A 20,913-nucleotide genomic window follows, 5' to 3' on the forward strand; every position below is an offset into this window, starting at 1 on the left:
TCCCATCCCGAAACTGGCCAGCCACCCCGGACAACCAGGCAGTTCTCGCTGTCCGCCTCAACGCGAAGGCACGGGCGAATCGACGCTCGAACGCACGGGTACGCCTAGGGAAGCAGCTGATCATGATCGGCCCCCACGATGCCGCGGCTTGCGGCCAATTCGCTCCGGCTGTGCGGTTCGGGTGCTGGATGCTCGGGACTCGGCCTGGGCAGGACGGGCGTCTTCGCGGATGCGTCGTAGCCGAGCGCGGATCGCTGCTGGATCGTTCCTGGGCTCGGTCGGCGGCAGTGTCTTGACCAGCGCCCATCCGGACGGAGCACCATGCGCGACGAGGTTGGCGTAAGCGTGGAAGCGCGGCAGAGCCATGAAGTCGATTGGTTCCAGCTCCGGCGCCAGACGTGCCATGTCGCGGGCGTCGTCCCACTCGCTGGCGAAGGCCAGCTTGCTCCGGGCGTTGTTGTCGATAGCAGCTCGCAGGCTCTGCGGAAACTGCTCACGAAACTGGGCGGCCAGGAGCCAGCCCACCCCAAGCGACCGACTGACGGCCAGGGCGTCGGCCAGCGATACCGGTAGGTGGAGGAAGCGCGGGGCTTCGTCGATCACCACCAATGCAGGTCGATTGCTCGCGCCCGGTTCGTTGGCGCGTTCCTGAGTGGCCTGCCAGATCTCGGCGATGACCAGGCTGCCGAGCAAGGAAGCCGTTCCAGGACCGATAAGCCCTTCGTTCAGCGGCACCAGCACGATCTTGTTGTCGCGGAAGGTGTCGCGGATCGGAAAGCCACCGCGGCGTTGCCCGAGCATCCGCACCACTGTTGGTCGCAGGAGGAACTGGCGCAACTTGTTCAGGGGGGCCGCGATAACGGATTCCTGGGCGCCGAGTGATTGACCTTCGTACCACGCCCAGAATCCGGCCAGCGCCGCATCGTTCTGGATCTGGCCGACGAGCGGACGTCGGAACTGTGGATCACTCAGCAGCCGGGGAAGATCAATAAGGGTGGCCGGTTCGTTCGTCGTGCTGGTCCGTGCCAGGGTTCGCAGGCACGCGGAGAAGATGTCGGCCGTTCTGGCTCCCCAGCCTTGGGCGAAGACCGCCTCGAACACCGCCAGAATGCCGTCTACCACCACGTCGGGGTCACGCCTGGTCGAGTTCAGCGGGTTGAAGCCGAGCGGCGTGCTGTCGGCGGCGTTCAGCTCGACCACGTCGGCTAGCCGGTGTACGGGTAGCCGGGCCAGGATGTCGTCGATGAGTTGGTGCTTGGGGTCGAGGACGACGACCGGACGTCCAGCCTGAATGTCGGCCATGATCAGGTGCAGGAGCGCTGTAGTCTTGCCCGAACCGGTAGGGCCGTACGCGATTCCGTGGTAGCTCTGGTCTTGTGGTGCGATGCCCAGGCAGCGGTCGTCGCCCGGCGCGGCGCTGCGGGCGAACACACGTGGCCCGGTGTGCACGGTGGCCGCTGCTCGAAGCGGCTTGGGGTGCAGCGGCGGAAGGCCGGGAAGTTCGCCGTCGCCGATCGGCCAGCCGAGCAGGCCAACCAGCTCGGGCACGCTGAGACCCACCGACCACCACCATGGCCGCCGCGCCACGTTGAACCGCCGTGCCGAGTCCCACACCAGCTCCATTCGTACGCCGGGGCTCTGTGCCACCTTGAGCGCGCTGACCATGCTGGTGAAGAACCAGCTTCGCCGTGCCCGATCAGGGCTGGTGACACCGAAGCGGATGGTCAGGGCACGGCCAGGCTGCTCGGCTCGCTGCCGGAGGCGATTGCGCGTCTCCGTACTGGTCGGCCGCTGGCCCACAGTCAGCAGGTGGACTAGCGACTGGTCTGGATTGGCAACATCGCTCGGTACCGTGCGCGGCGCACGCCGCGGGCCGAGCACGATCTGCACGGCCATGATCTCGTCGTCCCGCAGGGGCGTGGCCAGTGCCGACAGCAACGCGCGGGTACACGTTTCCGCGACGTCGACACGCAGGGGCAGACTCTGCGGATGCACCGACAGTCGGGCGGCCTTGGTGATCGTGCCCCTGGGTTCGGATGTGCCGAGTTCAGTCATTACCGTGCCAGGGATCAAATCGGTCAGCATGCGATGCAGCCGAGGCGCGTCAACGGGTCTTGCGCCGAGCAAGTGGCGTATGCCGTGCGCGTCGGCTCGGACCTCCAGGACCACCGGCGCTCGCAGCGGTTCGACCACCAGGCGGGTAACAAACGCGCCGAGCGTCGATTCGGTCAGTGGGCGAGGCAGGTGCAGCCGGAGAAACTGAGGTTCAATCGGCGCGCCCACCATCTCCACCCCCTTCTACCGCCCGTGGATCGGTCTGGTTCACATCTGGCTCATCGCGGGCACGCTGTGCTTGTGCCTCGCGCTCGGCTTCAGCTGCCGCTATGCCGAGTAAGGCTTGGCCCAGCTTCCGTATGTCGGGCGGGTCGCGGCGCACGCCACGTACGACTAAACGTCGTACCCGTTCCTGCCGTTGTTTTCGATTCCTGTTTCGCTTACTCAACTTCTCGCCTCCTTCCTCACAGAGATGGCCGGTTTACAGTTGCTCGTCGCTAACACACGGTTCTCAGTTATGTAATAGTTCCCTGGTTTCGTCAAGTTGTGTTGTTCATTCCGCAACGTCTGACCGGAGTTGGTTCACCAGCGCGAGCGGCGCCAACGAATGAGCCGTACCACGATCCACCCCAGAGCGACAACGGCGAACGCGCCAATGATCCAGGGAAGCATCTCTTGGACCGCCTCGATCGCCCACTTGAGCGCCAGCACGCCTGCCAACACAAGCACGCAGACGCGAAAGAGCTGCTGTACCGAATCCCCGATCGGGTCGAAACCGCCACGGCGCATTGGCCTTCACCGACCCCGATCGCTCGGGACGGGGTATCCCGGAATCTGGATGTCGGAGTCAATCTCGTTGCCCCACACGAACCAGCGGTCGTTACTGGGCGGGCGTCGCCGGGCAAACAACTCCAGCCGTGGGCCGGGGGAGACTCGCTCGATGATCGAATAGAATTCGTCAGGCTTGCGCGAGTGCTCCAGTACCGGGGCATTGACCCACGTTGGTTGCGAACGGAACTGAACTGGCGCACGGCCACGCGTCGCGAACAGTAGATGTTCGGTGGAATTTCTCAAATGTGGCCCGAGACCAAGTCGGAATTTCACCCATGTCAGCGGCGACCGCACCGTGAAACCCCATGCTTCGGCGATCGTATAGCCCTCACGCAAGGTCGCATTGGTCACCCACAGCCAAAGGTGGGCTTCATCCTCAGCGAGGCTCTCAATGGGCATTGCCTTGATACGCTCCAAGCTCATGAGCGGATAGTGTTGCTCCGCTCCCTTGGCCCCTTGTTGGTGAAGATCCCACGGTGGATCGGCCAAGATGGTTCGAAATCTCGGAGAGTCCTGCTCTGGTCCAGGTACTTCTTCGGCAGTCATGCCTAGCACCTCCTTCTGCTTAGTTGCCCGTGAACATTTTGTCCGCGAGATATCCACAGCCTGACAAATGGCGACGATCTTGGAAACCGTGCGTTCGCCCGAAGGTTCGGGCGAACATTCGCCCGGATACACGGCATGCTGTTCCTGATAGCGCGGCAGTTGTGGCAACGCGCAAGGCGCAAGAAACCTGTTGTAATTCGTACCTATGCGACACTGTTTTCAATGACAGGCTAGGCGCTGCCATCCAGCCCGTCATAGAAGGCGGACAGTCCGCCTTGCCGCAGTTCCCCCGTGAACACACACCGCCCCGGACAGCGATGCGTCCGCCTGAGCGACTGGCACAGGCCCATGAGCCGTTCGTAGTCGGCTGCACGCTGCTGGATCTGCCCAACGAGATCGGGCTCTGCCGGAACCGGAGCAACGGCACCGGTCGGAGGACTGGCCGGCACCCCGTAGGCGTTCTTGGCCTGGACACGCGGCCGCTCGTTGTCGGCAGCCATCTCAGGGCCGCCGTTCGTCGGACTCGGTGTCCGGCACCTGCTGGCCCTCACGCTGCATCGCCCGCCGTGCTGCCAGGAACACCGACCGGACTCGATCGGTCTGTTCCAACGAGCGCCACTCTGCTTCCAGCGCCTGGCGCTGTACCCGAACCCGCGCCCGGTCGTAGGACAGCTTGACCCCAGCGCACTCGTAGCCCAGCCACACAAGGAGGCCAACGGTCACCAGGGTTACCGCGGCTTGCCACCCGACAACCAGACCGACCCCGAGGGCCGCAGCGCCGGACGTGATGAGCAACGTGCGCGAACGAGCCGAGAGCAGCGCCATCTCACTCACGCCCCGTCTCAGCCACGATGTCAGCGAGGGCCATCGCGGCCAGATCGGCAATCGCCTGGAAGCGAGCCGCCCCCTGTGGGGCGTGCCGTGTCCAGAAGGCTTCCGACTGACTCAACCGGCCAGCCGCGTGCATAGCTTCGTCCGCCACATGTTCCAGAGCACGAGCCCGAGCAGCCATGACGATGCCCCGACCGTGCTCCACCGCGACACCGTGGTCAACAGCTCGAACTACCCGAGCTGGCACAGGGCGCCGCCCGATGCTGACTTCTCGTCCAGCAGTGCCACCGAGGGCATCTGCGAGACGTTGAGGGAGGTTTGGCATTACAAGTCCGATCTCTGCGTATTGTACCGACTCCGAACCCGTGGTCCGAGACCGAAACGAATGTTTGGTCCCGGACCACGGTCGTTTGTGTACGCGTCGACCTCGAATTTAATCGACGGTACGTAGTGCCGTCAGAAGCCGAGCGCGACGCGAAGGTCGGTGACAAACGCGATAAACAGGTGCCACTGCATGACTTTCCTCCGATCTAGTAGTAGCCCAGGTGGACACCACTAGGTTCGAAAGGAAAAAGAGCAAATACGAGTCCAAAGAAGGGGCAACTAGACACAGAAGTGGGCCAATTGTTCCGAAGCGCGTCGAAAAGTGGTCAATGTTGGGTGAATGACGGTTGACCTGGGGTTTCGTAGCATCCCCGTCGAGACACGCCCATCGCTAGCGCTTCCTGTAGCCAGGTGATCCGTGGGATACTCGACCCGTGACCGACTCCCAAGACAGAGTTGCGCTTGTAAACGACGTCGCCGAAGAATTGCTCAAGTGTCGTCAGCGCGGCATTGAGCGCTTGGACGTGGACGACAAGCCTCAGCGGCGACTAGATTTGCCTCAACTCGAACTCTTGGCGTCTGTTCATGGCCTCAGCGGCGCCGGGTCAGCTGTTCTGGGGCGGATCGCCGCGATCAAGCAGCTTCTCCGTGACAAACTTGTCGAGTTTGAGGTCGGCGCCCACAAGGACGAGGCGGCCTTGATCCGCGACTTGATCTTCGGCGGTGAGACGGGTTTCGTACGATATTCCGCAGGTGACCTGCTGGACAACGCGGCGGAAAAGCGAGATGTCGCCGACTCAAGGGCATTCCGAGTGATCTGGACCGCTGCGGTCAAATCATTTGCTAACTTTCTTGTTGAGTCGTTGTACCCTGAGTCGAAGCCTCAAACCCCGCCCAAGACTGAGCCTCGTCCCACCGTGGCGAAGAAGAGGTGGGCGTTCTATGCCGTAGCTGCACTACTCGCAATCGCCGGTGTCGTTTGGCTAATCACTCAGATTCCCGCAGGCAGTCAGGGATCTGGATCGCATGACCCGAGCGACCGGAAAACTGCGTCCGAGCCTCAACGTTCACCCAGTTCCGGGCGCAGCGCTGGTCCGACGCACAAAGAGATTGCCGGTGCCCGCGTGGGCACCAATACGTATAAAGATCCGAGAAAACTGGGGGCGACTGGCCCGGATATTCCGTTCTTGCAGGAAGTTGACGTAGAGTGCAAGATCCTTGCGCCCACGATGGATTCTGTGACGTACTGGTACAAGATCGCGACGGCTCCATGGGACGGCTATTTCGCGCCTACCAACTCCTTCTTGAACGGTGATCCACCAGAAGGACCCTATAGCCACGATGTGGACAATGCTGTTCCAGATTGTTCGCCGGATGCTCTGCCAATCTAGTGAGCGGAACTAGCGACGCTCGTTCTGTTCGGTCTCAAAGTACGTTCGGATCACATCGACAAGGCCGTGAGGATCAAGTGCCACGCGCCCAAGGCTGCTAGTCAAGGCGCTCGATGCTGATTCGTACACTTCGCGGGAAGTGTCGTGCAAGAGTTGCCGCCATAGGGGAAATCCCTCGTTGGGATGCGTTGCGGCGAAATGAGGAATCACTGAGGCAACGAGCGCTCGTTCGTGCTCGTTCCTCTCCGGACTTCCCAATTCTTTGATGGTGTCGCGTGCGGCCTGGTCGGCTCGGCCTGCAAAGGCAGTCAATTCCGCATTGAACTGGGCAGTAGCGTCAGTACCGGCCTGCGCCGTCACAAACTCGGCCAGCGTCGATATCTCTTCTGCCGACAGTTGTTCAAGACCAAAATAGGACTGCTGATCTATCTCACTCATATTCTAAGAACTAGATATAGCAAGGATTGCGGCGAAATGCAAATGGTCAGGACGTCGCTCTCGGACGCCCTGACCATTCAGCTGCACGCCAATCAGCAAGTTGGAAGCGCGAGGCCGCCGCGGTCGGCGGACTGAATCCACACCTCAGAGATGTAGCCGAACCGACCGTCGGACGATCGTGCGCCGTACCACCTAGTCGACTCGAATCGTTGCGGATTCGAATCGTCGATCGAATCGTGATCGTTTCCGTTGGTGGTGCGGACGCCCTGCGTTTGACAAGTTGCGGTTACTTGTGCGCCTGTCCTCATCTCGGTGCCCGAGATCATGCAGCCGGATGCCCGGCAGCCGTTTGTAGTCGTCGTTGACAGGTACGCCGGTGTGGGATCTTCACGCATCTGGGTGGATCCATTGGTCACCTGATTGAAGATCGTGATGACACGTGCCACTGGCGGTGGCGGTGGTGGTGGCACGGTTGGTGGCACAACGGTTACGTCTGGAGTCGGTACCGAAGTTGGCGGGGGCGGCACGGTGGGCGGGTTGTGTTGGTTTGAGATCGGCCTCTCGCCGACCCTGAACGTTGATGTCACCGTTTGGCCAGTGCCAGTGTCTACCAGTGTGGTGCTGTACGCACCGGGCGGGTCACCAGCGCACGGCCAGCTCCATGACGCTGCCCCGTCTGCTGTGGCCGTGCCTTCTGGACGATCGAGGGGATAGTTCGAGCCGTCGGGGTACGTAGCCGAGATCGTGTACGTCGCTCCTGGCGTAAAGCCGGATGAGTTCGCAGTAAGCGTTCCGCCCACGGTCGTGCAGGCGCCCACGACTGTGAACACAAGCTTCGGCGGGGGCACATACTTCGGCTTCTGGTACATGTCGATGATGGCGTCGGTACATTCCGGAACACGAGCCTGATTCTTTACCAAGTCGGAGTACACATAGCCGGAGTCTCCCGGCTGTGGCCCGTCGACCTGGTTGACATAGAACCACCGCGGCGACTTGTATTCTGTCGGAATCTGCGTGTCCGTCCAGCACCGCATGATCACCGATGTGTAATCGGGCAAGTGCACCGGTGTTCCACATTCTCCAGTGGTGACACCGACCGGCATGAGATGCGGGCACGCCCGAATCCTGACGAATGGGCTGGAGCTATCTGACAGCACATAGGATCCGCTAGGAACGCTGCGGGCAGCTGGTGCGATTGCGGCCGTGCTTGTGGGAGAAGGCACGATCTCGGGCGAACTGCCGTCGTCGGATCCTGTCGTGCGGAGCACCAATCCTGTAGTGAGCCCGACGCCGACAAGGAGGACTCCGAGCCCCAGCGGCATGAACACCTTCCGACCCTGCACGGTTCACTCTCCGGTAGATCGTTTGGGATCAATTCACGAGAATTGAGCTCGATCTGTTGGTTAGCCCTGCCAGTTGTATTCACTGTCTGTGCCAGAGGCGTCACGATACAGTCGAAGGGCACTGCTTGCCTGCACCCAAACAGGCGTCGAACGACGATCGGAACTGCCATGTCAGCCAGTCCCAAGCGTCTGCCGCGTAGCGAAGCTCACGCTCGACTGGGCCAGGCGCTCCGACAAGCGCGTGAAGCCGCGGGCCGGACGACGAGGCAGATGCCGTGTAGTGCCGGACACGTCTCCAACGTTGAAGCCGGATATGTGACGCCATCTCTTGACTACGTCGAAGCCATCGTTGAACTGGGAGGCGACGCGTCGCTGCTCCGATCGCTCTATGAGCAGATGCGTGCATATGTCCACCACACCAGCCGGGAACGTCGGCGTGGCAAGTCTGTGGTGTTGGACTTGGTGCCCCCACATCGCCCCGAGGACGTTGCCGACCACTCCGACGTCCAGCAGCACTACGCCCGCGAAGCGAACGACGCCCACTACATCTTCAATGAGGATGGTGTCGTTGAAGAGGTACGGCTGAGCGTAACCATCCGTGCCACGACACCCGGTGTCAGGCTGTTTTACACCGGTCACACCTTCGATGCTGACCGTCGGCCCGGGGTGCTCCGCATCGAAGAGGGTGCTGGCGGGAGCCTTGTGCAACTCCGCGAAAGTCCCAGCGGCGCCGTCCAAGCGTACTTCGAACTGGATCACGACCTGGCGCCATCCGATGCGCAACCGCACGTCTTGTCCTGGCGAGTACTCGTAGACAGTTCGGTGCGAACAAGCCCGATTCTGACTTTCCACTGCTCCCCAGGCACGCAGCGGCTAAGCCTGCGGGCTGACTTCAAGGCGCCTGCGCTGCCACAGTCGATCTGGTGGTTCTCGGCTCCTGACACGATCGACGCCGAACACCCCCGACCGGACGCCACGTTTGCGTCAAGTCCTGGCGGCAGCTACTCGAAGTCCTTCGACAGCCTCACACCCGGATGGTCCTGTGGGCTCGGCTGGGTCTGGAACTGACCTAGGTCGCGAACTCCAGTATCGCTGCTTGCGTCTCGACAAGCGCGGACCAGCGCGCTGATCCTCTAGGTGCTGATATCGACCACTCCAGCACCCAAGGGGACACTTTCGATTAGTCCATGAGTTCTTACTCGGCATGCATCGCAACGTCTGTAGCAATTGCGCACGCTACACCTGAGCGGGCGCGCTTCGAGGCGCACCTGAATCCGTGCTAACACCTCGCTCAAGTCTCGGGATTTCGCGCGCCTCGAATTGGCCCGCAGTTGTTGAAAGAAGTGTCAGCTCAATTACCTGTGGAGCACCCTTGTCTGTTGAATCAACGTTAAACGCCGATACCTACGCTTCCGTGCCCTATAAACGCGGGTATTCCACTCCTCGAAATCTACGGCACGAAATCGCTGCGGCACACCGCACACGACTAGGGCTAACTGTGACAGCTGCCCTCGTTGACCACCTCGGGATATGGTGCTCCATGGCGGTTGTCGCAGCTACTTGGCGGTTTGGCCACAGCATGGTCGCACTGATGATCTCGGTAATGGCCTCCGTCGTGTGCGGACGTCAACTCCGGGCGCTGGAGTGCCTGGTCCATGAAGCATCGCATTTCAACTGGACACGGCGCTATCGCGCGCTCAACGACATGCTTGCCACGTTCCTTGCCGCGATTCCGACAGGCGCCAAGATCAGCGACTATAGAGCGAGTCATCTCCAGCACCACGGCCAGTTCGCCACTTCGCAGGATCCAGATCGCCGACGCTACGTGGAACTGGGATTGGAATCGCTTGATCGCCAGTCAATCTCGGCCTACTGGCGGAGCCTTCTTCGTATCTTGCCGTGCTACCAGATTGGCTGGTTCAAGTCATTTCTGAGCGACCCGGTTTACCTTGTTGCTCCGATCGTGTGGGCGGGCGTGTCTATATCGATTCCAGTAGCTGTCATCGCCGGTCCGTCAACATCCGCCTTGGTAACCGGCGTCTGGGCCTTTTCCTACCTGCTGGTACTGCCTGTGATCAGGCTCGTGGGAGAGTCGGCCGAGCACACCTATTCGACGGCGAGCACGGTCTTCGATGCGACCATCTCCAACATTGGTCTCGCGCATAGGCTCGTCTTTCATCCGCACGCAGACGGCTTTCACACGGTCCATCACCTCTGGCCAGGGATCCCTCACCATGCCTTGCGGAAGACCCATAACAGTTTGACCGAGCAAGATCCAGAATGTTATGGTAATAGAGTAAGGGTTCGGTATCGCGTGAACGCTGAAATTGCTCCAGCGTGACGTGCCGAACGTTCAGGAGGAACGTACATGGGTGAACTATTTAGTCTGTCATCAGAGGTCGGGCGTGACTTTCCTGACGCGCAAGTGAGGTTCGTTCGAGTAATGGGGCTTCGCAACGGCGAGCACTGGCTCGATGTGGAGGCGCGACTGGCCAGCCTCGAACGCCGTGTTGCCACCGGGGAGTGGACGCCGTTCGATAAGTCGGACCACCCCATCGCGTCGTGGCACGACGCATACAGGAAGTTCGGAACAAACCCGAACCGCAATCGGCCGAGCGTGGATGCACTTAGCCGCCGTCTGGCAAAGAGCTTTCAATTGCCACGGATTCACGGAGCTGTTAACGCGTATAACCTGGTGTCAGTCTTGCACGGAACCCCTGCGGGCGCTTTTGACCTGGACAAAATTGACGGCCCTGTCGTCATTCGCTACGGAACGGCTGACGACCAGTTCGTACCTTTGGGTGAACCGGACGCGGTCGAAGCACCTGGGCCGACGGAAGTGATCTATGCGCAGGGCAATAATGTGCTGACTCGCCACTGGAACTATCGCGATTCAGATCACACGAAGGTAACCGAAGGGTCGAAGAACGTTGTCTTCTTGTTGGAGCGCATCTCTTCCGACGCCATGCCTGACGAACGAATGCAGAGGGCTCAAGAAGAACTTGCCGAGCTCCTGCGTCCATACGCTGACCAAGTTGTGCTCTCGGTAATAGAGCCCGAAACGCCGTCTACTTCCTTGGAAATGGGCGAACCCGGCTTCATGGTGTAGCTAGCCAGCCTAGGGAATGACGCTCGGCTTCCGCCCTGTCCCCAAGAACTCCACGAGCCCCTGCCGCACGCCGTCAATCGACACCTCGACACTGGCCCGCACTTCGCTCACGTTGCCCATGTAGATGTACTCGACCCGTTCGTCGGGATCGCCTTCGCCGTGCGTCCAGCCACCATCTGCCGCCCCGTACCCGATGAACCCCTTCGTCTGCCCAAGGCCAACCTGGAGCACCGCGGAGCGAGGATCATCGGCGTTGACAGCCTGAATCATGGCGGGTGCTTCGTGGTCTTTGGTTTCGTCCAGCACGCGGTCAATGAAGTCGTTGAGTTCGGCTTCAGTACGGATGAGGATAGGAGGATCACCCGGTCCGAAATCGTTCTCCGGTTCTTGGTCGTACCAGACTTCTAGCGTGACCACTGCATTCCTCCCGTGAACGTCTTTCGGTAGTTCGGACCGTGGACCGTGATGGTGTAACCGGCAGGTAAGAGTACCGGGAGCAACGAGTCACAGCTGTATGGCCCGCGGCAGGGTCGATTGTTGATGACTAGGTCAATGTGCTTTGTTCCGGCCCGGATCATCTTGACGGCGAGCTTCATCTCGACGTGGGTGACGTTCACGGGTTCCATCGCGGGCGGCATGCCCGCTCGTTGGAGCCGTTCCCACGCTTCGGTCGAGTCCGCGTCTTCTCCGCTCACCAGCTCGTGCACCTGGCCGTGCTTGTCACGCCACTTGCCGTGGGTCTTCATCCGCCCCGGGTTCGGCTTGGGCACCGTCGGCGGCAGTCCGGTGCGCATGGCTTCGATCTGCTCCGGGGTAGTGCGTGGAGGTTGCGGGCGAGCTGGCTCAGCCGAGATCGGTCTGCTCGTTGGCGGCGAAGCTGCCGCTGGTACCTGGTTGCTGACGCCCAAGTTCGCCAGGTACCGCCGCATGCTGCTCCTGGCGCTGTCCAGCAGCTCCGTAACCCGAGCAACGTTCTCCCGCGCGTGCTGGAGGTGCTGCACGGCTTCTGGAAGTTCGGGCGCGATGGAACCGCTGGCAGCCGCGGCGAGTACCTGTTCAGCTTCGCCTAGGTGACTGACGACCTGGTGCATGGTGTCGGTTGGTATGGCTGCTAGTGCGGCCTGGATGGCGCCTGCAAGCTCGTCGACCGACACACGTCCCCCAGAGGTGGTAGCGACCGCCGCTACTCATCTTCCGGGTTGGGATCCTTCCTGTCACAGCTGAGCTGCAAGTCCAGAGGCCGGTTCGATCAAATGTACTCGCCCGCCAGTTCGCCGTAGGTGGGTCGGTGACTCCTCGGTCGGTTGACCGCGTTGAGTAGGACGTCGGAGTTCATCCAGTCGATATCGGTGAGGTCGAGGCCAGGGATCTTGTCGAGGTAGGTGTGGGCTTGGGCCTGCATCCGGGCGACGCTCGGGTTGTCGCCCCAGATGCAGGTCCGCCTTCGGGTATGGAAGTTGTGCCGAAACAACACAATGGTTCCGAAGTCCATGCTGAGGAAGATGGATAGCCGGTGAAAGGGCGCCTTGGTGCAGGGCTGCTTCGCGGCAGACTTCGGTTCACTCATCAACAATCCTTGGCAGTACAACGGTTGGCCAGTCGTCTTCGCGGTACCTGGCGTAGCCGTGAGGGTCGGTGTCTTCTTCCGTCCAGTGCAGTCGGATACCGGCACCCTCACTGGCAGCTCGCTCCAGCAGCTCGGCGACCGAGATGGGTGTGACAGCGGCCGTGGGTGCGTGGTCCTGGTGGTCATCGGGCTTGTAGTGCTTCATGGCGAACCTCGCTGCGATGCGGTTCTGCTGGACAGTTCGCTGCCAGTCGAGCAACAACCATCCGCCGACCCCAACGAGCAGAATGGCCAGCGGCACGCACGCGGCGATGACCTGCCAGAGCGGGAGGTGCGTCATGGGCTTGGTGGCGGGTCGAGCCGCGGTTGACGTCGAGCGGCACGGGCTTGGATGGCGTGGCCCAGTTCGACCATGCGGTGCCCGAGCGAGGCTTCCTCGGCCGCCGGTGGTTCTTCCGCTCGCTTCGCGTCGACGTCCAGCAACCCCATGACGTACAGCGCCAGCTCCCGGTTGATCGTGCTGAGTCCCCCGACGAGCGTCAGGTCGTCGCGCCAGTGCGCGTCCGACGCCGTCATGGCGTCGTCCTTCGCCACAGGCGGCGCCCCAAACGGACCAGAAACGTTGTGGCACTGAGGATCGACACGGCCCACGGCCAGATCACCGTGCCCACTTCGCTTGGCCCTTGGTGAGTTTCAGCGCTGTCTCGGGCAGTTCGCCGTCCCGTACCCACACGGCTGCCCCGGTACGCCGGATCTGGTTGACCAGGGCAGCGGCAACCTCAGCCCGCGGTGACAGGTGGCGGCTGTCGAGCAAGATGGCCGCAGTGGCGTGGGGCATGGCGAGCGCCTGAACCAGGCCGCGGAAACCGACGCGGTCTTCGACGTCGAGTAGTGAGCCGACGTCGGCGAAGGTGGCGCCGAGGTGCCAGCCTTGCCTGACGCACCACAGTTCCAGCCGTTCCTTGGCTTCGGCGAGGCGTGCCGGTTGTTCGCGGACGTTGTGGATGTAGCCGTAGACCAACGGCGAGGTCTGGGTCATGACGACCTGCCCAGCAGTCCGGCGATGAAGTGGCGGCTGGCGATGGGGTCCAGGGCGACGGTCTGAAGCTTGTGCGCGAAGGTGCGGTAGACGGTGACATCGTCCGGGTGCTGGAGCAGCAGGCTGGTGGTGAGCTGCTCAAGGTGCACGACGGAGTCGAATCGCTTGGACTGCAACAACCGGAAGGCTTCCAAGCCGCCGTGATGGGCGTTGGCGGGAACGATGCGCACCACCACGTTGTCCTCGCCCGCGCGGCACAACAGATGGGTAAGCTGTTGCTGACGGGCGCTCTCCGGTACTCCGGGGCGCGTCAGCACGTGGGCATCGAGGAAGAACTCGTAGGTCGGTTCGCTCAATAGCTCCGGGATGGGGCGGTAGGCGCCGTTCGCCAGGGTGGAGCGGACGTGGTTGTCGTAGGCCGTCGCTCGCAGGACTCGCGGCACGGTCAACGGCGCGTAGACAGTCACCGCCTGGGCGAAGGACTCCAGCACCGTCCCGACTTCACTGGCGTGGGCATCCTCGTGGCCGAACAGCCAGTGGGACAGATGCGTCTCAGCGGCCAACTGAACCAGGTAGTTCCGCAACTCGACCGGCCACCCAAAGGCCATGGACAGCACGGCGATGTCGGTTGACGAGACCGGACGGTGGCCGTTGAACATGCGACACAGCCGGGTGATGTTGAACCCGGTGGCCTCCGCGATCTCGCGCAGCGTCAGCCCGGCTTTCTCGGCTGAACCCGTCATGACCGCGCCGATCAGGACACCGCGCAGCGTCCGATTGCGGGGATCGGTCACGGTCGCACTCCCTTGACCACGCGCCTGATCTCGGCGTGCTGGTGCTCAACGACGGTGGCCAGCTCGTCGAGGCGGTCACGCAAGGCGCGGGCGTCTGCGGGAGTCAGCAGGGCTGCTTCGGCTGGTGGAGCCAGCATGACGACGTGGCCTTTGGTGGGCGCAGTCCAGAGGCCGATGCCCCGCTCCCGGTTGAACCCGTCCCGGTAGGTGATGCGGCGTTTATGGGGGTCGAAACCTCTAAGGGCGTGCTCGTCCTGGCCCATGTTGTGCTCCCAGCGCTGGTTGCCTGCTAGCTTGCATGGTGTTGACAAAATAGTCTGACAACACAGCGACATCGGCAACGTTGTTGCGTTAGGCACAACAGGTGATAGATCCAGATCAGCTCGGTGACACTAAGCTGTTACCGATCGACAACAACGGAGATGGCGTGGCGAAGACACCCAAGGCTGTGGCACTCGGCAGTGCACTCCGTCAGGCACGCGTGGACAAAGGGCACAAGCTGCGAGAGTTCGCAGCGATGATCAACCGCGATCCGGCGATGTTGTCGCGTTGGGAGACAGGCGACCGAATCCCCAAGCCGGAGCACGTTGCCCAGATCCTCACCGTGCTTGGTGTCAACGGTGACCAGTACGACGACATCATGACGTTGGTCTACGGCACGGGCGAGCCTCAGTGGGTCGCGACCACCCTGCCCGAGCAGCGGCAGCAGCTCGCCGCGTATCTGGAGTACGAGCAGCAGGCCGCGACGATCATCGAGGTCTCGCCGCTCATGATCCCCGGCTTGCTGCAAACAGCTGATCACATCCGAGCGATCATGTCGGGCGGCGGTGTGCCCGCGGGCGACATCCCGACGCGCATTGCGGTTCGACTTGGCCGCAAGGAGATCATCACTGGCGGCAGCCCTGCACGACTCGTCGCACTGGTTGGTCAAGCCGCGTTGTATCAGGGGATCGGTGGCCGGGACGCGAGCATCGCCCAGCTCCGCTACCTGCTGGAAATGATGCAGCGACCCAACGTTGAGCTACGTATCATCCCGTTCGGCATGGAGTGGCACCCAGGACTTGAAGGCGCCTTCGTCCTGATCGAGTCCAACGGTCCAGCGTCAGTTGTGTTCCTCGAAACTCGCCGCTCAACGTTGTGGTTGCACAAGGAAGACGACGTCAACGCCTACAAGCACGCCGTTGACATGATCCTGCGCGTCACGCTGAGCCCGCAGGACTCGGCGCGTCTTATTTCAGAGTTGGTACACAGAATGGAGAACCGCGGTGACGAACCAGACCACTTGGCGAAAGTCGAGCCGTAGCCAGTCCGGGCAGACGTGCGTCGAGCTGTCCAACACCCTGCGGGCAGTGCGCGACTCCAAGAACATCGCGGGTTCGACGCTGGGCGTGGACGCCGCCGCGCTGGTGCGAGCGGTCAAGCTCGGTCGCTTTGACCGCTAGTTCACTTCACTGTCAGACTCTAGAATGGTGCCAGCTTTCGTGAACCAGCTCTTGACCTATGTCGAGGTACCCGGTGCAGTGTCCGCGTGCATTACTCTAGCCATCCTGGGCTTCGGTCTCCTCTTCAAGTTCGCACGGTGGCTACGCAGAAAATCGCGCCATCGCGACAACTTGCTCCGATTGGCGTGTGGCACATCGTTCGAAAGATTTGACGAACTACTTGGGTCTCCTCTGGTCAGCCGCTCGACAGATTCTGGTCGAGTTGTCAGGATCTATCGGTCTCCCTATTCGTATGTGTTTGCAACCTCGCCGGGCAAGGACGATTCGGTGGACGCATTCTCGATCACCATACGACGAAAGAGGGTCAACCTCCGCGTCAAGGAGATGACCAACATGCAGCTTCGCTGCACGCTGATGAAGACCCGGTTCACGGATCTGGGAAACGACTTTTCAGGGTTGCGCTATGTCATTGGCGCAAACCGATTCGGCTACGCTGAATGTTACTACTTTGGCAACCCCGGAAGCTATCAGCAGTACGTGCTCGCCTTCAATGACGCCGGTGCCGGTAGGCTTCCCGATCCATTCGGTCAGGACAGCTTCGCAAACGGGGATCTCAGGAAGCTAGATAACGACCCACTTAGTCAAGATCTGCCCGAATGGTTTGAAGGATTTCGGGCGAGTTTTGCACCGAACACCTTCGCCGTAATTGCATCAAACTCGGCTCCTGCTGCGATCTTGAGCAGTATCGGATTTAGCGTCGGCGTTGACCGCTTAGACGTTGCCCACGTTCCCGACTAGCGGTACTCCGGAACCGCTACGGAAGATACAACAGAAAGGTTCGAAATGCAGCCGTGGGTCATGGCTCAAGCGCAGCCGGTGGACAGTGCACCTCTGCTATCGACGTTGGTTCAATCCGGCGCGGCGTTGGTTGCCATCGTCGGTGGATTGCTTGCTGCCCGGCTAGTTGCACTGGTGAGCGAACGTGTAGCTCTTGAACGGCGAGTGAGGGAGCTTGCGCAGCTCGATCAGAAGCGCGATGGCGACCTGGCAGCGGCTCGCAAAGCGGTCCTTGATGACGATGGCGCTGACTTTGTCGAAGCCATATTTGATTCCTATGTGGAGAATTTGACCCGTGACTTTGAAGATCTATTCTCCGAACATGGTAACGAGAGCCTCACTCGGGGCGAGATGCGCCCGTACTTCGACGGCTTTGTTTTGCAGGTGGCCGAACTAGAAGACGAACTGAACGTGGCAAATCTAATCGACGAAGGTCGCCCCGATGATTGGGACGAGCTGCGCGGCGAACTCCTGCTTAAGGTGAAGGGGCAATTTAGGCAAAGGATTGCCGAAGGTATCCTCGTCGGTGTCGAACGAGATTGGCGAAGTCGGCGACCTCGTGCACCATTAGGCTTTGAGGGCATGGACATGTCACTTCTTGCGAAGATTAACGATCCGCTTCGTGCTACACGGTACGCCATAGAATCAAACTACCGGAGAGACCTAGAGCGGAACGTGATGTCCGCAGAAGCAGCCAAGGCTGCTTCTGAACTTGAAGTGACTCAAGCTCGACAGGCTCTATCCCTATTGAGCAAGCCCGAAGGGCTTGGTCCAGCTCTGCTGGTGCTCGCTGGCATTGCTATCGGAGGCATAGTTCTTCCCCTGATGCAATTGACCTTTGGTTCGTCTGGGTTGTCGACCTTGAATCGGGCTATGTATGTGGGGGCATTCATCCTAAGTCTCGTCGTGTTCTTCTTCTATCTCTGGTTTGAGATGCGCAGAGTCGTCAAGGTTCCCAAAGGGGTTCTTGACGGAAATAGCGCATCGACTTAACAAGAGCAAGCCGCAGATGACCCTCCACACTCATATGTGTGGACTATAATTCCTTCCTTACGAACCGCCTGAAGTAGACTGCTACCAGGTAGACTATTAGATAGCGGGTTGTCCACCAGCTTGACACCGGGGGCAATCTCGGCGAGGCGATATATTATCTCGCGCCCATACCCCTCACGTTGGTAGTCCTCCCAAATATCCAACTGCGTTATCTCCAGGCGCCGAGAACTCGGCGTCCAGTGGAACGTCACCTGGCCGACAACGACCGCTTCGGCATTCAATAGATCAAGAGCGCCCTCCCCCTTCTCCTCGGGAAGATTGATATTCGCTGTGAGATTTCGATGCGGCCTTGCGTTCTTGTCCATTTGAGATGTTCTCCGTTCCTGTAGATCCTCGAAGGCGCAACGTCAAAGCTGCTAGGCTAGACACGCCTCCTACACTTGATCGTCATGACTGACTTCCCGGCTGACCGTGCTAGCTACCAGTGTCGCCACTGCGGCGTACACACGCACGGCGAAGTGGCTGCAACTGAGTACTACCAAGAAGAGCCCGATTACAACGGGCCGCTGTACCGCTATCGCCTAGCACGGTGCTCAGCGTGCGATGACTGGTCTCTGCTACTTGCCATGAAACTTGGCGTCAACTACGGCCAAGACGTGTATGAAGATGATCGCTCGATCTACCCCCAATCACCACGGAGCATGAGTTCGGCGGTACCAGTCGAGCTCCAGAAATGTTTTCTCGAAGCTCGCTCGTGCTTCCAGGCGCGGGCCTACACCGCCACGCTCATCATGTGTCGTCGAGCGCTTGAACTACTGACGCACGAGCGTGGTGCTAAGCAACGGGATCTTGCAAAGTCACTTGAGAAGCTGAAAGAGCTGGGCCACATCGACCAACGCTTGCTCGACTGGTGTACCACGCTCCGATTGGTTGGCAACCGAGCTGCCCATGACGTCGACTCAGATGTGACCCAAGTCGACGCCAAAGACCTGATCGAACTCGCCGAGGCTGTCATCGACTATGTCTATGTCTTCCAGGCCCGCTACGAAGCCTTTAAGGCTCGGCGTGCTGCGAGCACCAAGCCGACGACAGGCGCCGGTGAGTCAAAGCCAGTTACGGAACATTCTGGTAATTGATCTGTCCGCAACTTTCTATTGTGCCGCGTTGAACCTTGACGATATCTCGGTGACAACGTCCTCGATCTTTTCGCGGTGCTTGACATCTGGATGTAGGTAGAAAATCGACTGATGGTTCATCGGGCCGACTACGAAGACTTCAGGCGAGCCCGCAATTTGTTGAAGTGCAAGAGCAGCTCCAAGCTCTGCGTACATGCCTTTGCCGACCAGTCGGTTGTTCGACATCAGGATGTAAATATCGGAGTCGACGACGCCGGCGATATCGAGGTATGCTCGCTTACCTGCCTCGTCTCGCTGCGCCGACTTATCGATAAGCGGATCACCGATCGTCCAGTCGTGGGTGATTTTGCAACCGGCATCTTCAAGGAGGCGATATACCGCCCTGATGGGTTGAATCTCATCAATCTGACCGGACACGAATACCTTTACCACTGGATCTATAATAGACCCGCGGTCATCGAAAGTCCATGTGTCTACATCGACTTCGACATCATGCATCGGGCTTTCGGCCAATCGCTCGGCGTTCTCGATCATCGACTTTCCTTTATGCTCAGGAGAGCAGTGTGCTTCCGTCAACACTGCGGATAGTGTGTGGGGCGAATACTTCACTTCGCGTGTGGGCGAGACTCAGCCTCAAGAATTCGTGGGGTCGTGCTTGCCGTTCAAATCTGAGCCGTTCGACCATCTTCCAGCGAAATGCTTCTACGGCACGTCTGAGATGCCTCGTTCCCCACCGAACATCAAACTGCGGAAGGATGAGATTCTGAAACATTCCGGGGTAGAACCGCTCGTCATCATCAATGTAGTAGAGGTGACTGGAGCGCACAATTGACTCTTCAACTTCGGTCGTTTCCAACGCAAGTCGGAGGTTTCTTCCGCTGAAACTTCTCTGGTGATCTTCTCTTGACGCGCGCGTCTCACGAAAGTCGGAAACCATGCGCGTCCTGCCGAGACTGGTCAAGTCTATTCGAGGTTGCTTCCGGAAAATCAGCTCATCCATTACGTCGCGCGACGCGATGTGGAAGCTAATGTCATAGTGCCCGTCAATTGACGCGTTGCCGAAAATGGGATCTGGGATGTCGGCCCACGCGTGCACCTTTCCAGAGAACAATACCGGACCTACGTCGTCCGGGACGTTCCGCGTGATGAATGTTTCGGCTCGCGCCGAGAGATCGGCGACGCCACTAATGGCGATATTCTCAACGGTGCCGAGTGCGGTGCAGATCGCGCGGATGTCATCGAATTCCTCAATGACGAGAAGCAAGTCGATGTCCGAGGGCTTCTTATATCCAGCGCCAGCTACGTTATAGAACCTTCCGTAGCTGACTGATCCTCCAAGTAGGGCGCCGATGGTGACTTCGCCCAGTTTCCTCTCAAGCGAGTTCAGATCTCTCAAACGCCTAGCGGTTTCGACCACCGCTTCAAACGGGGTGGGACGCCGCCTGCCGGAATGGTTCGCCATATACTCGGTCAGGCCGAGGAATCTTGAATCTGAATAGAGTTCGACTAGTGTGTCGCTTTCATCGGCACTGTTCCACTCGTGAAAAACTTCAAAGGCGTCTTGTACGAACTGGTCTTCGGAGTCGTAGTAATTTGATGAAACTCTAGCGAGCGCTTCGGCAAGAAATCCTGCTAGGACCGGCGGCAAGTACGGCACATCGTCGCTGATAGCGCTTACGCATTGACCATAGACGTGGGAAACGCGATCCCAGTCGGCTCGGTCTCGCGCTGTCGCACCGTCCATTACGCTTTCGATCTTCACCATCCGCTGCTCCCTGCCGAGGACCCATCCCGCCCTCGCGTGGGCAGACGGTAGCGCACGCCCGCAAGGCATCTCCTTAGGACTCGCGGGGGTATCAGCGACTTCCCGCCGAACGCCAAGGGCCAGACCCATCTCGTTACAATATGTAGTCGTAGTTGTGCGTTCCTGTGTTACGCGCGAGCAACCCATGACATGGATGCCTTGATCCACAAGAATGGATCTTGAAATCCGTAGTGATCATCTTGTGTCGAACTCCGCCGCCGACCTGTCCACCAGCAAGCCTTCGTACTGCATGTCTCGCCGTACATCTCCACGTCGACCTTGAGGTATGGCTGCAAGCTGTCCGCCACGAAGCGTCGTAGGAGTCAGTCCGCTGAGATGGGCGTGTCCTGCGTGTCATGCGCCAGCCGTGCGGTATCGCGAGGAGACTCGTTGGAGGATCCAGCGTGACCGTGCGCCGGGGGACTGTTCGAGG

At 60.2% G+C, this 20,913-nt stretch carries 24 protein-coding genes and 1 pseudogene; 9 read left to right on the forward strand and 16 right to left on the reverse strand.

All coding sequences use genetic code 11. The features are described 5' to 3' along the window. Positions 1 to 120: 120 nt before the first annotated feature. The 4 genes from ACSHT8_RS32505 to ACSHT8_RS32520 all read right to left on the reverse strand — a co-directional run bounded on the left by ACSHT8_RS32505 (position 121) and on the right by ACSHT8_RS32520 (position 4,257). Complete coding sequence (locus tag ACSHT8_RS32505; RefSeq protein ID WP_436495535.1) at positions 121 to 2,286, reverse strand: type IV secretory system conjugative DNA transfer family protein; 2,166 nt, start codon at positions 2,284 to 2,286, stop codon at positions 121 to 123. 351 nt (positions 2,287 to 2,637) lie between these two features. Then, positions 2,638 to 2,844, reverse strand: coding sequence for a hypothetical protein (locus ACSHT8_RS32510; RefSeq protein WP_436495537.1), 207 nt, complete (start codon positions 2,842 to 2,844; stop codon positions 2,638 to 2,640). Between the two features lie 6 nt (positions 2,845 to 2,850). Next, entirely contained in the window at positions 2,851 to 3,432 is a 582-nt protein-coding gene (locus ACSHT8_RS32515; protein ID WP_436495539.1) for an MT-A70 family methyltransferase, read from the reverse strand. Between the two features lie 501 nt (positions 3,433 to 3,933). Further along, complete coding sequence (locus tag ACSHT8_RS32520) at positions 3,934 to 4,257, reverse strand: hypothetical protein (protein ID WP_436495541.1); 324 nt, start codon at positions 4,255 to 4,257, stop codon at positions 3,934 to 3,936. 764 nt (positions 4,258 to 5,021) lie between these two features. Here ACSHT8_RS32520 and ACSHT8_RS32525 point away from each other — a divergent pair. Beyond that, positions 5,022 to 5,978: a hypothetical protein gene (locus ACSHT8_RS32525; RefSeq protein WP_436495543.1), complete on the forward strand. Its 957-nt coding sequence runs from the start codon at positions 5,022 to 5,024 to the stop codon at positions 5,976 to 5,978. Positions 5,979 to 5,987: 9 nt separating this feature from the next. Here the strand turns inward: ACSHT8_RS32525 and ACSHT8_RS32530 are convergent, their stop codons facing one another. Continuing rightward, on the reverse strand, positions 5,988 to 6,416 hold the full coding sequence (locus ACSHT8_RS32530; protein ID WP_436495545.1) for a hypothetical protein: 429 nt from the start codon (positions 6,414 to 6,416) through the stop codon (positions 5,988 to 5,990). Positions 6,417 to 8,074: 1,658 nt separating this feature from the next. Between ACSHT8_RS32530 and ACSHT8_RS32535 the strand changes: the two genes are divergently transcribed. The 3 genes from ACSHT8_RS32535 (at position 8,075) to ACSHT8_RS32545 (ending at position 10,868) form a co-directional block, all read left to right on the forward strand. Next, positions 8,075 to 8,827 carry a hypothetical protein gene (locus tag ACSHT8_RS32535; protein WP_436495547.1) on the forward strand — a complete coding sequence of 251 codons (753 nt, stop codon included), beginning with the start codon at positions 8,075 to 8,077 and terminating at the stop codon, positions 8,825 to 8,827. Between the two features lie 472 nt (positions 8,828 to 9,299). Further along, the gene (locus ACSHT8_RS32540) at positions 9,300 to 10,100 is read left to right on the forward strand and encodes a fatty acid desaturase (protein ID WP_436495549.1); all 801 of its coding nucleotides are present in this window, start codon (positions 9,300 to 9,302) and stop codon (positions 10,098 to 10,100) included. A gap of 27 nt (positions 10,101 to 10,127) precedes the next feature. Then, positions 10,128 to 10,868 (forward strand): B3/B4 domain-containing protein, encoded by a 741-nt coding sequence (locus ACSHT8_RS32545; RefSeq protein ID WP_436495551.1) that lies wholly within the window; start codon positions 10,128 to 10,130, stop codon positions 10,866 to 10,868. A gap of 9 nt (positions 10,869 to 10,877) precedes the next feature. Here ACSHT8_RS32545 and ACSHT8_RS32550 read toward each other — a convergent pair whose 3' ends face one another. The 8 genes from ACSHT8_RS32550 to ACSHT8_RS32585 all read right to left on the reverse strand — a co-directional run bounded on the left by ACSHT8_RS32550 (position 10,878) and on the right by ACSHT8_RS32585 (position 14,531). Continuing rightward, positions 10,878 to 11,285: an Imm1 family immunity protein gene (locus tag ACSHT8_RS32550; protein ID WP_436495553.1), complete on the reverse strand. Its 408-nt coding sequence runs from the start codon at positions 11,283 to 11,285 to the stop codon at positions 10,878 to 10,880. Continuing rightward, positions 11,273 to 12,022, reverse strand: coding sequence for a DddA-like double-stranded DNA deaminase toxin (locus ACSHT8_RS32555; RefSeq protein ID WP_436495555.1), 750 nt, complete (start codon positions 12,020 to 12,022; stop codon positions 11,273 to 11,275). The genes ACSHT8_RS32550 and ACSHT8_RS32555 overlap by 13 nt, the downstream gene beginning before the upstream one ends. A gap of 95 nt (positions 12,023 to 12,117) precedes the next feature. Next, entirely contained in the window at positions 12,118 to 12,435 is a 318-nt protein-coding gene (locus tag ACSHT8_RS32560; RefSeq protein ID WP_436495557.1) for a hypothetical protein, read from the reverse strand. Then, positions 12,428 to 12,775 (reverse strand): hypothetical protein, encoded by a 348-nt coding sequence (locus ACSHT8_RS32565; protein WP_436495559.1) that lies wholly within the window; start codon positions 12,773 to 12,775, stop codon positions 12,428 to 12,430. Before ACSHT8_RS32565 ends, ACSHT8_RS32560 begins: the two co-directional genes overlap by 8 nt. Continuing rightward, positions 12,772 to 13,011: a hypothetical protein gene (locus ACSHT8_RS32570; RefSeq protein WP_436495561.1), complete on the reverse strand. Its 240-nt coding sequence runs from the start codon at positions 13,009 to 13,011 to the stop codon at positions 12,772 to 12,774. Before ACSHT8_RS32570 ends, ACSHT8_RS32565 begins: the two co-directional genes overlap by 4 nt. Before the next feature lie 82 nt (positions 13,012 to 13,093). Beyond that, a complete protein-coding gene (locus ACSHT8_RS32575) occupies positions 13,094 to 13,474 on the reverse strand; it encodes a hypothetical protein (RefSeq protein ID WP_436495563.1) in 381 nt (126 codons plus the stop codon). Next, positions 13,471 to 14,268: a Scr1 family TA system antitoxin-like transcriptional regulator gene (locus tag ACSHT8_RS32580; protein ID WP_436495565.1), complete on the reverse strand. Its 798-nt coding sequence runs from the start codon at positions 14,266 to 14,268 to the stop codon at positions 13,471 to 13,473. The genes ACSHT8_RS32575 and ACSHT8_RS32580 overlap by 4 nt, the downstream gene beginning before the upstream one ends. Further along, positions 14,265 to 14,531, reverse strand: a complete 267-nt coding sequence (locus tag ACSHT8_RS32585) for a hypothetical protein (RefSeq protein ID WP_436495567.1) — start codon at positions 14,529 to 14,531, stop codon at positions 14,265 to 14,267. The genes ACSHT8_RS32580 and ACSHT8_RS32585 overlap by 4 nt, the downstream gene beginning before the upstream one ends. 164 nt (positions 14,532 to 14,695) lie before the next feature. On the opposite strand from ACSHT8_RS32585, the gene ACSHT8_RS32590 reads away from it, so the two are divergent. The 4 genes and pseudogenes from ACSHT8_RS32590 to ACSHT8_RS32605 all read left to right on the forward strand — a co-directional run bounded on the left by ACSHT8_RS32590 (position 14,696) and on the right by ACSHT8_RS32605 (position 17,540). After that, positions 14,696 to 15,571 carry a helix-turn-helix domain-containing protein gene (locus ACSHT8_RS32590; RefSeq protein WP_436495569.1) on the forward strand — a complete coding sequence of 292 codons (876 nt, stop codon included), beginning with the start codon at positions 14,696 to 14,698 and terminating at the stop codon, positions 15,569 to 15,571. Further along, a pseudogene (locus tag ACSHT8_RS32595) lies at positions 15,534 to 15,614 on the forward strand (DUF397 domain-containing protein); the annotation flags it as partial. The gene ACSHT8_RS32590 and the pseudogene ACSHT8_RS32595, both read left to right, overlap by 38 nt. Positions 15,615 to 15,734: 120 nt before the next feature. After that, on the forward strand, positions 15,735 to 16,508 hold the full coding sequence (locus ACSHT8_RS32600) for an ETEC_3214 domain-containing protein (RefSeq protein ID WP_436495571.1): 774 nt from the start codon (positions 15,735 to 15,737) through the stop codon (positions 16,506 to 16,508). A gap of 60 nt (positions 16,509 to 16,568) precedes the next feature. Then, positions 16,569 to 17,540, forward strand: coding sequence for a hypothetical protein (locus ACSHT8_RS32605; RefSeq protein ID WP_436495573.1), 972 nt, complete (start codon positions 16,569 to 16,571; stop codon positions 17,538 to 17,540). On the opposite strand, the gene ACSHT8_RS32610 is transcribed toward ACSHT8_RS32605, so the two are convergent. After that, on the reverse strand, positions 17,537 to 17,905 hold the full coding sequence (locus tag ACSHT8_RS32610; protein WP_436495575.1) for a GNAT family N-acetyltransferase: 369 nt from the start codon (positions 17,903 to 17,905) through the stop codon (positions 17,537 to 17,539). The two genes, ACSHT8_RS32605 and ACSHT8_RS32610, sit on opposite strands and share 4 nt — an antisense overlap. Before the next feature lie 84 nt (positions 17,906 to 17,989). Between ACSHT8_RS32610 and ACSHT8_RS32615 the strand changes: the two genes are divergently transcribed. Then, entirely contained in the window at positions 17,990 to 18,676 is a 687-nt protein-coding gene (locus tag ACSHT8_RS32615; protein WP_436495577.1) for a DUF4145 domain-containing protein, read from the forward strand. Positions 18,677 to 18,691: 15 nt separating this feature from the next. Here ACSHT8_RS32615 and ACSHT8_RS32620 read toward each other — a convergent pair whose 3' ends face one another. Both ACSHT8_RS32620 and ACSHT8_RS32625 read right to left on the reverse strand, forming a co-directional pair. Continuing rightward, on the reverse strand, positions 18,692 to 19,210 hold the full coding sequence (locus ACSHT8_RS32620) for a hypothetical protein (protein WP_436495578.1): 519 nt from the start codon (positions 19,208 to 19,210) through the stop codon (positions 18,692 to 18,694). A 16-nt stretch (positions 19,211 to 19,226) separates the two neighbouring features. Further along, positions 19,227 to 20,441, reverse strand: a complete 1,215-nt coding sequence (locus tag ACSHT8_RS32625; protein ID WP_436495580.1) for a hypothetical protein — start codon at positions 20,439 to 20,441, stop codon at positions 19,227 to 19,229. Positions 20,442 to 20,913: the final 472 nt, after the last annotated feature.

Source organism: Actinokineospora sp. HUAS TT18 (assembly GCF_051364635.1).
Taxonomy (GTDB): domain Bacteria; phylum Actinomycetota; class Actinomycetes; order Mycobacteriales; family Pseudonocardiaceae; genus Actinokineospora.

Excerpts from the sequence above, each read along its gene's own strand:
- ACSHT8_RS32505 (WP_436495535.1), bottom strand. The coding sequence starts at position 2,286 with ATGGTGGGCGCGCCGATTGAACCTCAGTTTCTCCGGCTGCACCTGCCT.
- ACSHT8_RS32510 (WP_436495537.1), bottom strand. The coding sequence starts at position 2,844 with ATGCGCCGTGGCGGTTTCGACCCGATCGGGGATTCGGTACAGCAGCTC.
- ACSHT8_RS32515 (WP_436495539.1), bottom strand. The coding sequence starts at position 3,432 with ATGACTGCCGAAGAAGTACCTGGACCAGAGCAGGACTCTCCGAGATTT.
- ACSHT8_RS32520 (WP_436495541.1), bottom strand. The coding sequence starts at position 4,257 with ATGGCGCTGCTCTCGGCTCGTTCGCGCACGTTGCTCATCACGTCCGGC.
- ACSHT8_RS32530 (WP_436495545.1), bottom strand. The coding sequence starts at position 6,416 with ATGAGTGAGATAGATCAGCAGTCCTATTTTGGTCTTGAACAACTGTCG.
- ACSHT8_RS32540 (WP_436495549.1), top strand. The coding sequence starts at position 9,300 with ATGGCGGTTGTCGCAGCTACTTGGCGGTTTGGCCACAGCATGGTCGCA.
- ACSHT8_RS32545 (WP_436495551.1), top strand. The coding sequence starts at position 10,128 with ATGGGTGAACTATTTAGTCTGTCATCAGAGGTCGGGCGTGACTTTCCT.
- ACSHT8_RS32560 (WP_436495557.1), bottom strand. The coding sequence starts at position 12,435 with ATGAGTGAACCGAAGTCTGCCGCGAAGCAGCCCTGCACCAAGGCGCCC.
- ACSHT8_RS32565 (WP_436495559.1), bottom strand. The coding sequence starts at position 12,775 with ATGACGCACCTCCCGCTCTGGCAGGTCATCGCCGCGTGCGTGCCGCTG.
- ACSHT8_RS32570 (WP_436495561.1), bottom strand. The coding sequence starts at position 13,011 with ATGACGGCGTCGGACGCGCACTGGCGCGACGACCTGACGCTCGTCGGG.
- ACSHT8_RS32575 (WP_436495563.1), bottom strand. The coding sequence starts at position 13,474 with ATGACCCAGACCTCGCCGTTGGTCTACGGCTACATCCACAACGTCCGC.
- ACSHT8_RS32585 (WP_436495567.1), bottom strand. The coding sequence starts at position 14,531 with ATGGGCCAGGACGAGCACGCCCTTAGAGGTTTCGACCCCCATAAACGC.
- ACSHT8_RS32600 (WP_436495571.1), top strand. The coding sequence starts at position 15,735 with ATGGTGCCAGCTTTCGTGAACCAGCTCTTGACCTATGTCGAGGTACCC.
- ACSHT8_RS32605 (WP_436495573.1), top strand. The coding sequence starts at position 16,569 with ATGGCTCAAGCGCAGCCGGTGGACAGTGCACCTCTGCTATCGACGTTG.
- ACSHT8_RS32610 (WP_436495575.1), bottom strand. The coding sequence starts at position 17,905 with ATGGACAAGAACGCAAGGCCGCATCGAAATCTCACAGCGAATATCAAT.
- ACSHT8_RS32615 (WP_436495577.1), top strand. The coding sequence starts at position 17,990 with ATGACTGACTTCCCGGCTGACCGTGCTAGCTACCAGTGTCGCCACTGC.
- ACSHT8_RS32620 (WP_436495578.1), bottom strand. The coding sequence starts at position 19,210 with ATGATCGAGAACGCCGAGCGATTGGCCGAAAGCCCGATGCATGATGTC.
- ACSHT8_RS32625 (WP_436495580.1), bottom strand. The coding sequence starts at position 20,441 with ATGGTGAAGATCGAAAGCGTAATGGACGGTGCGACAGCGCGAGACCGA.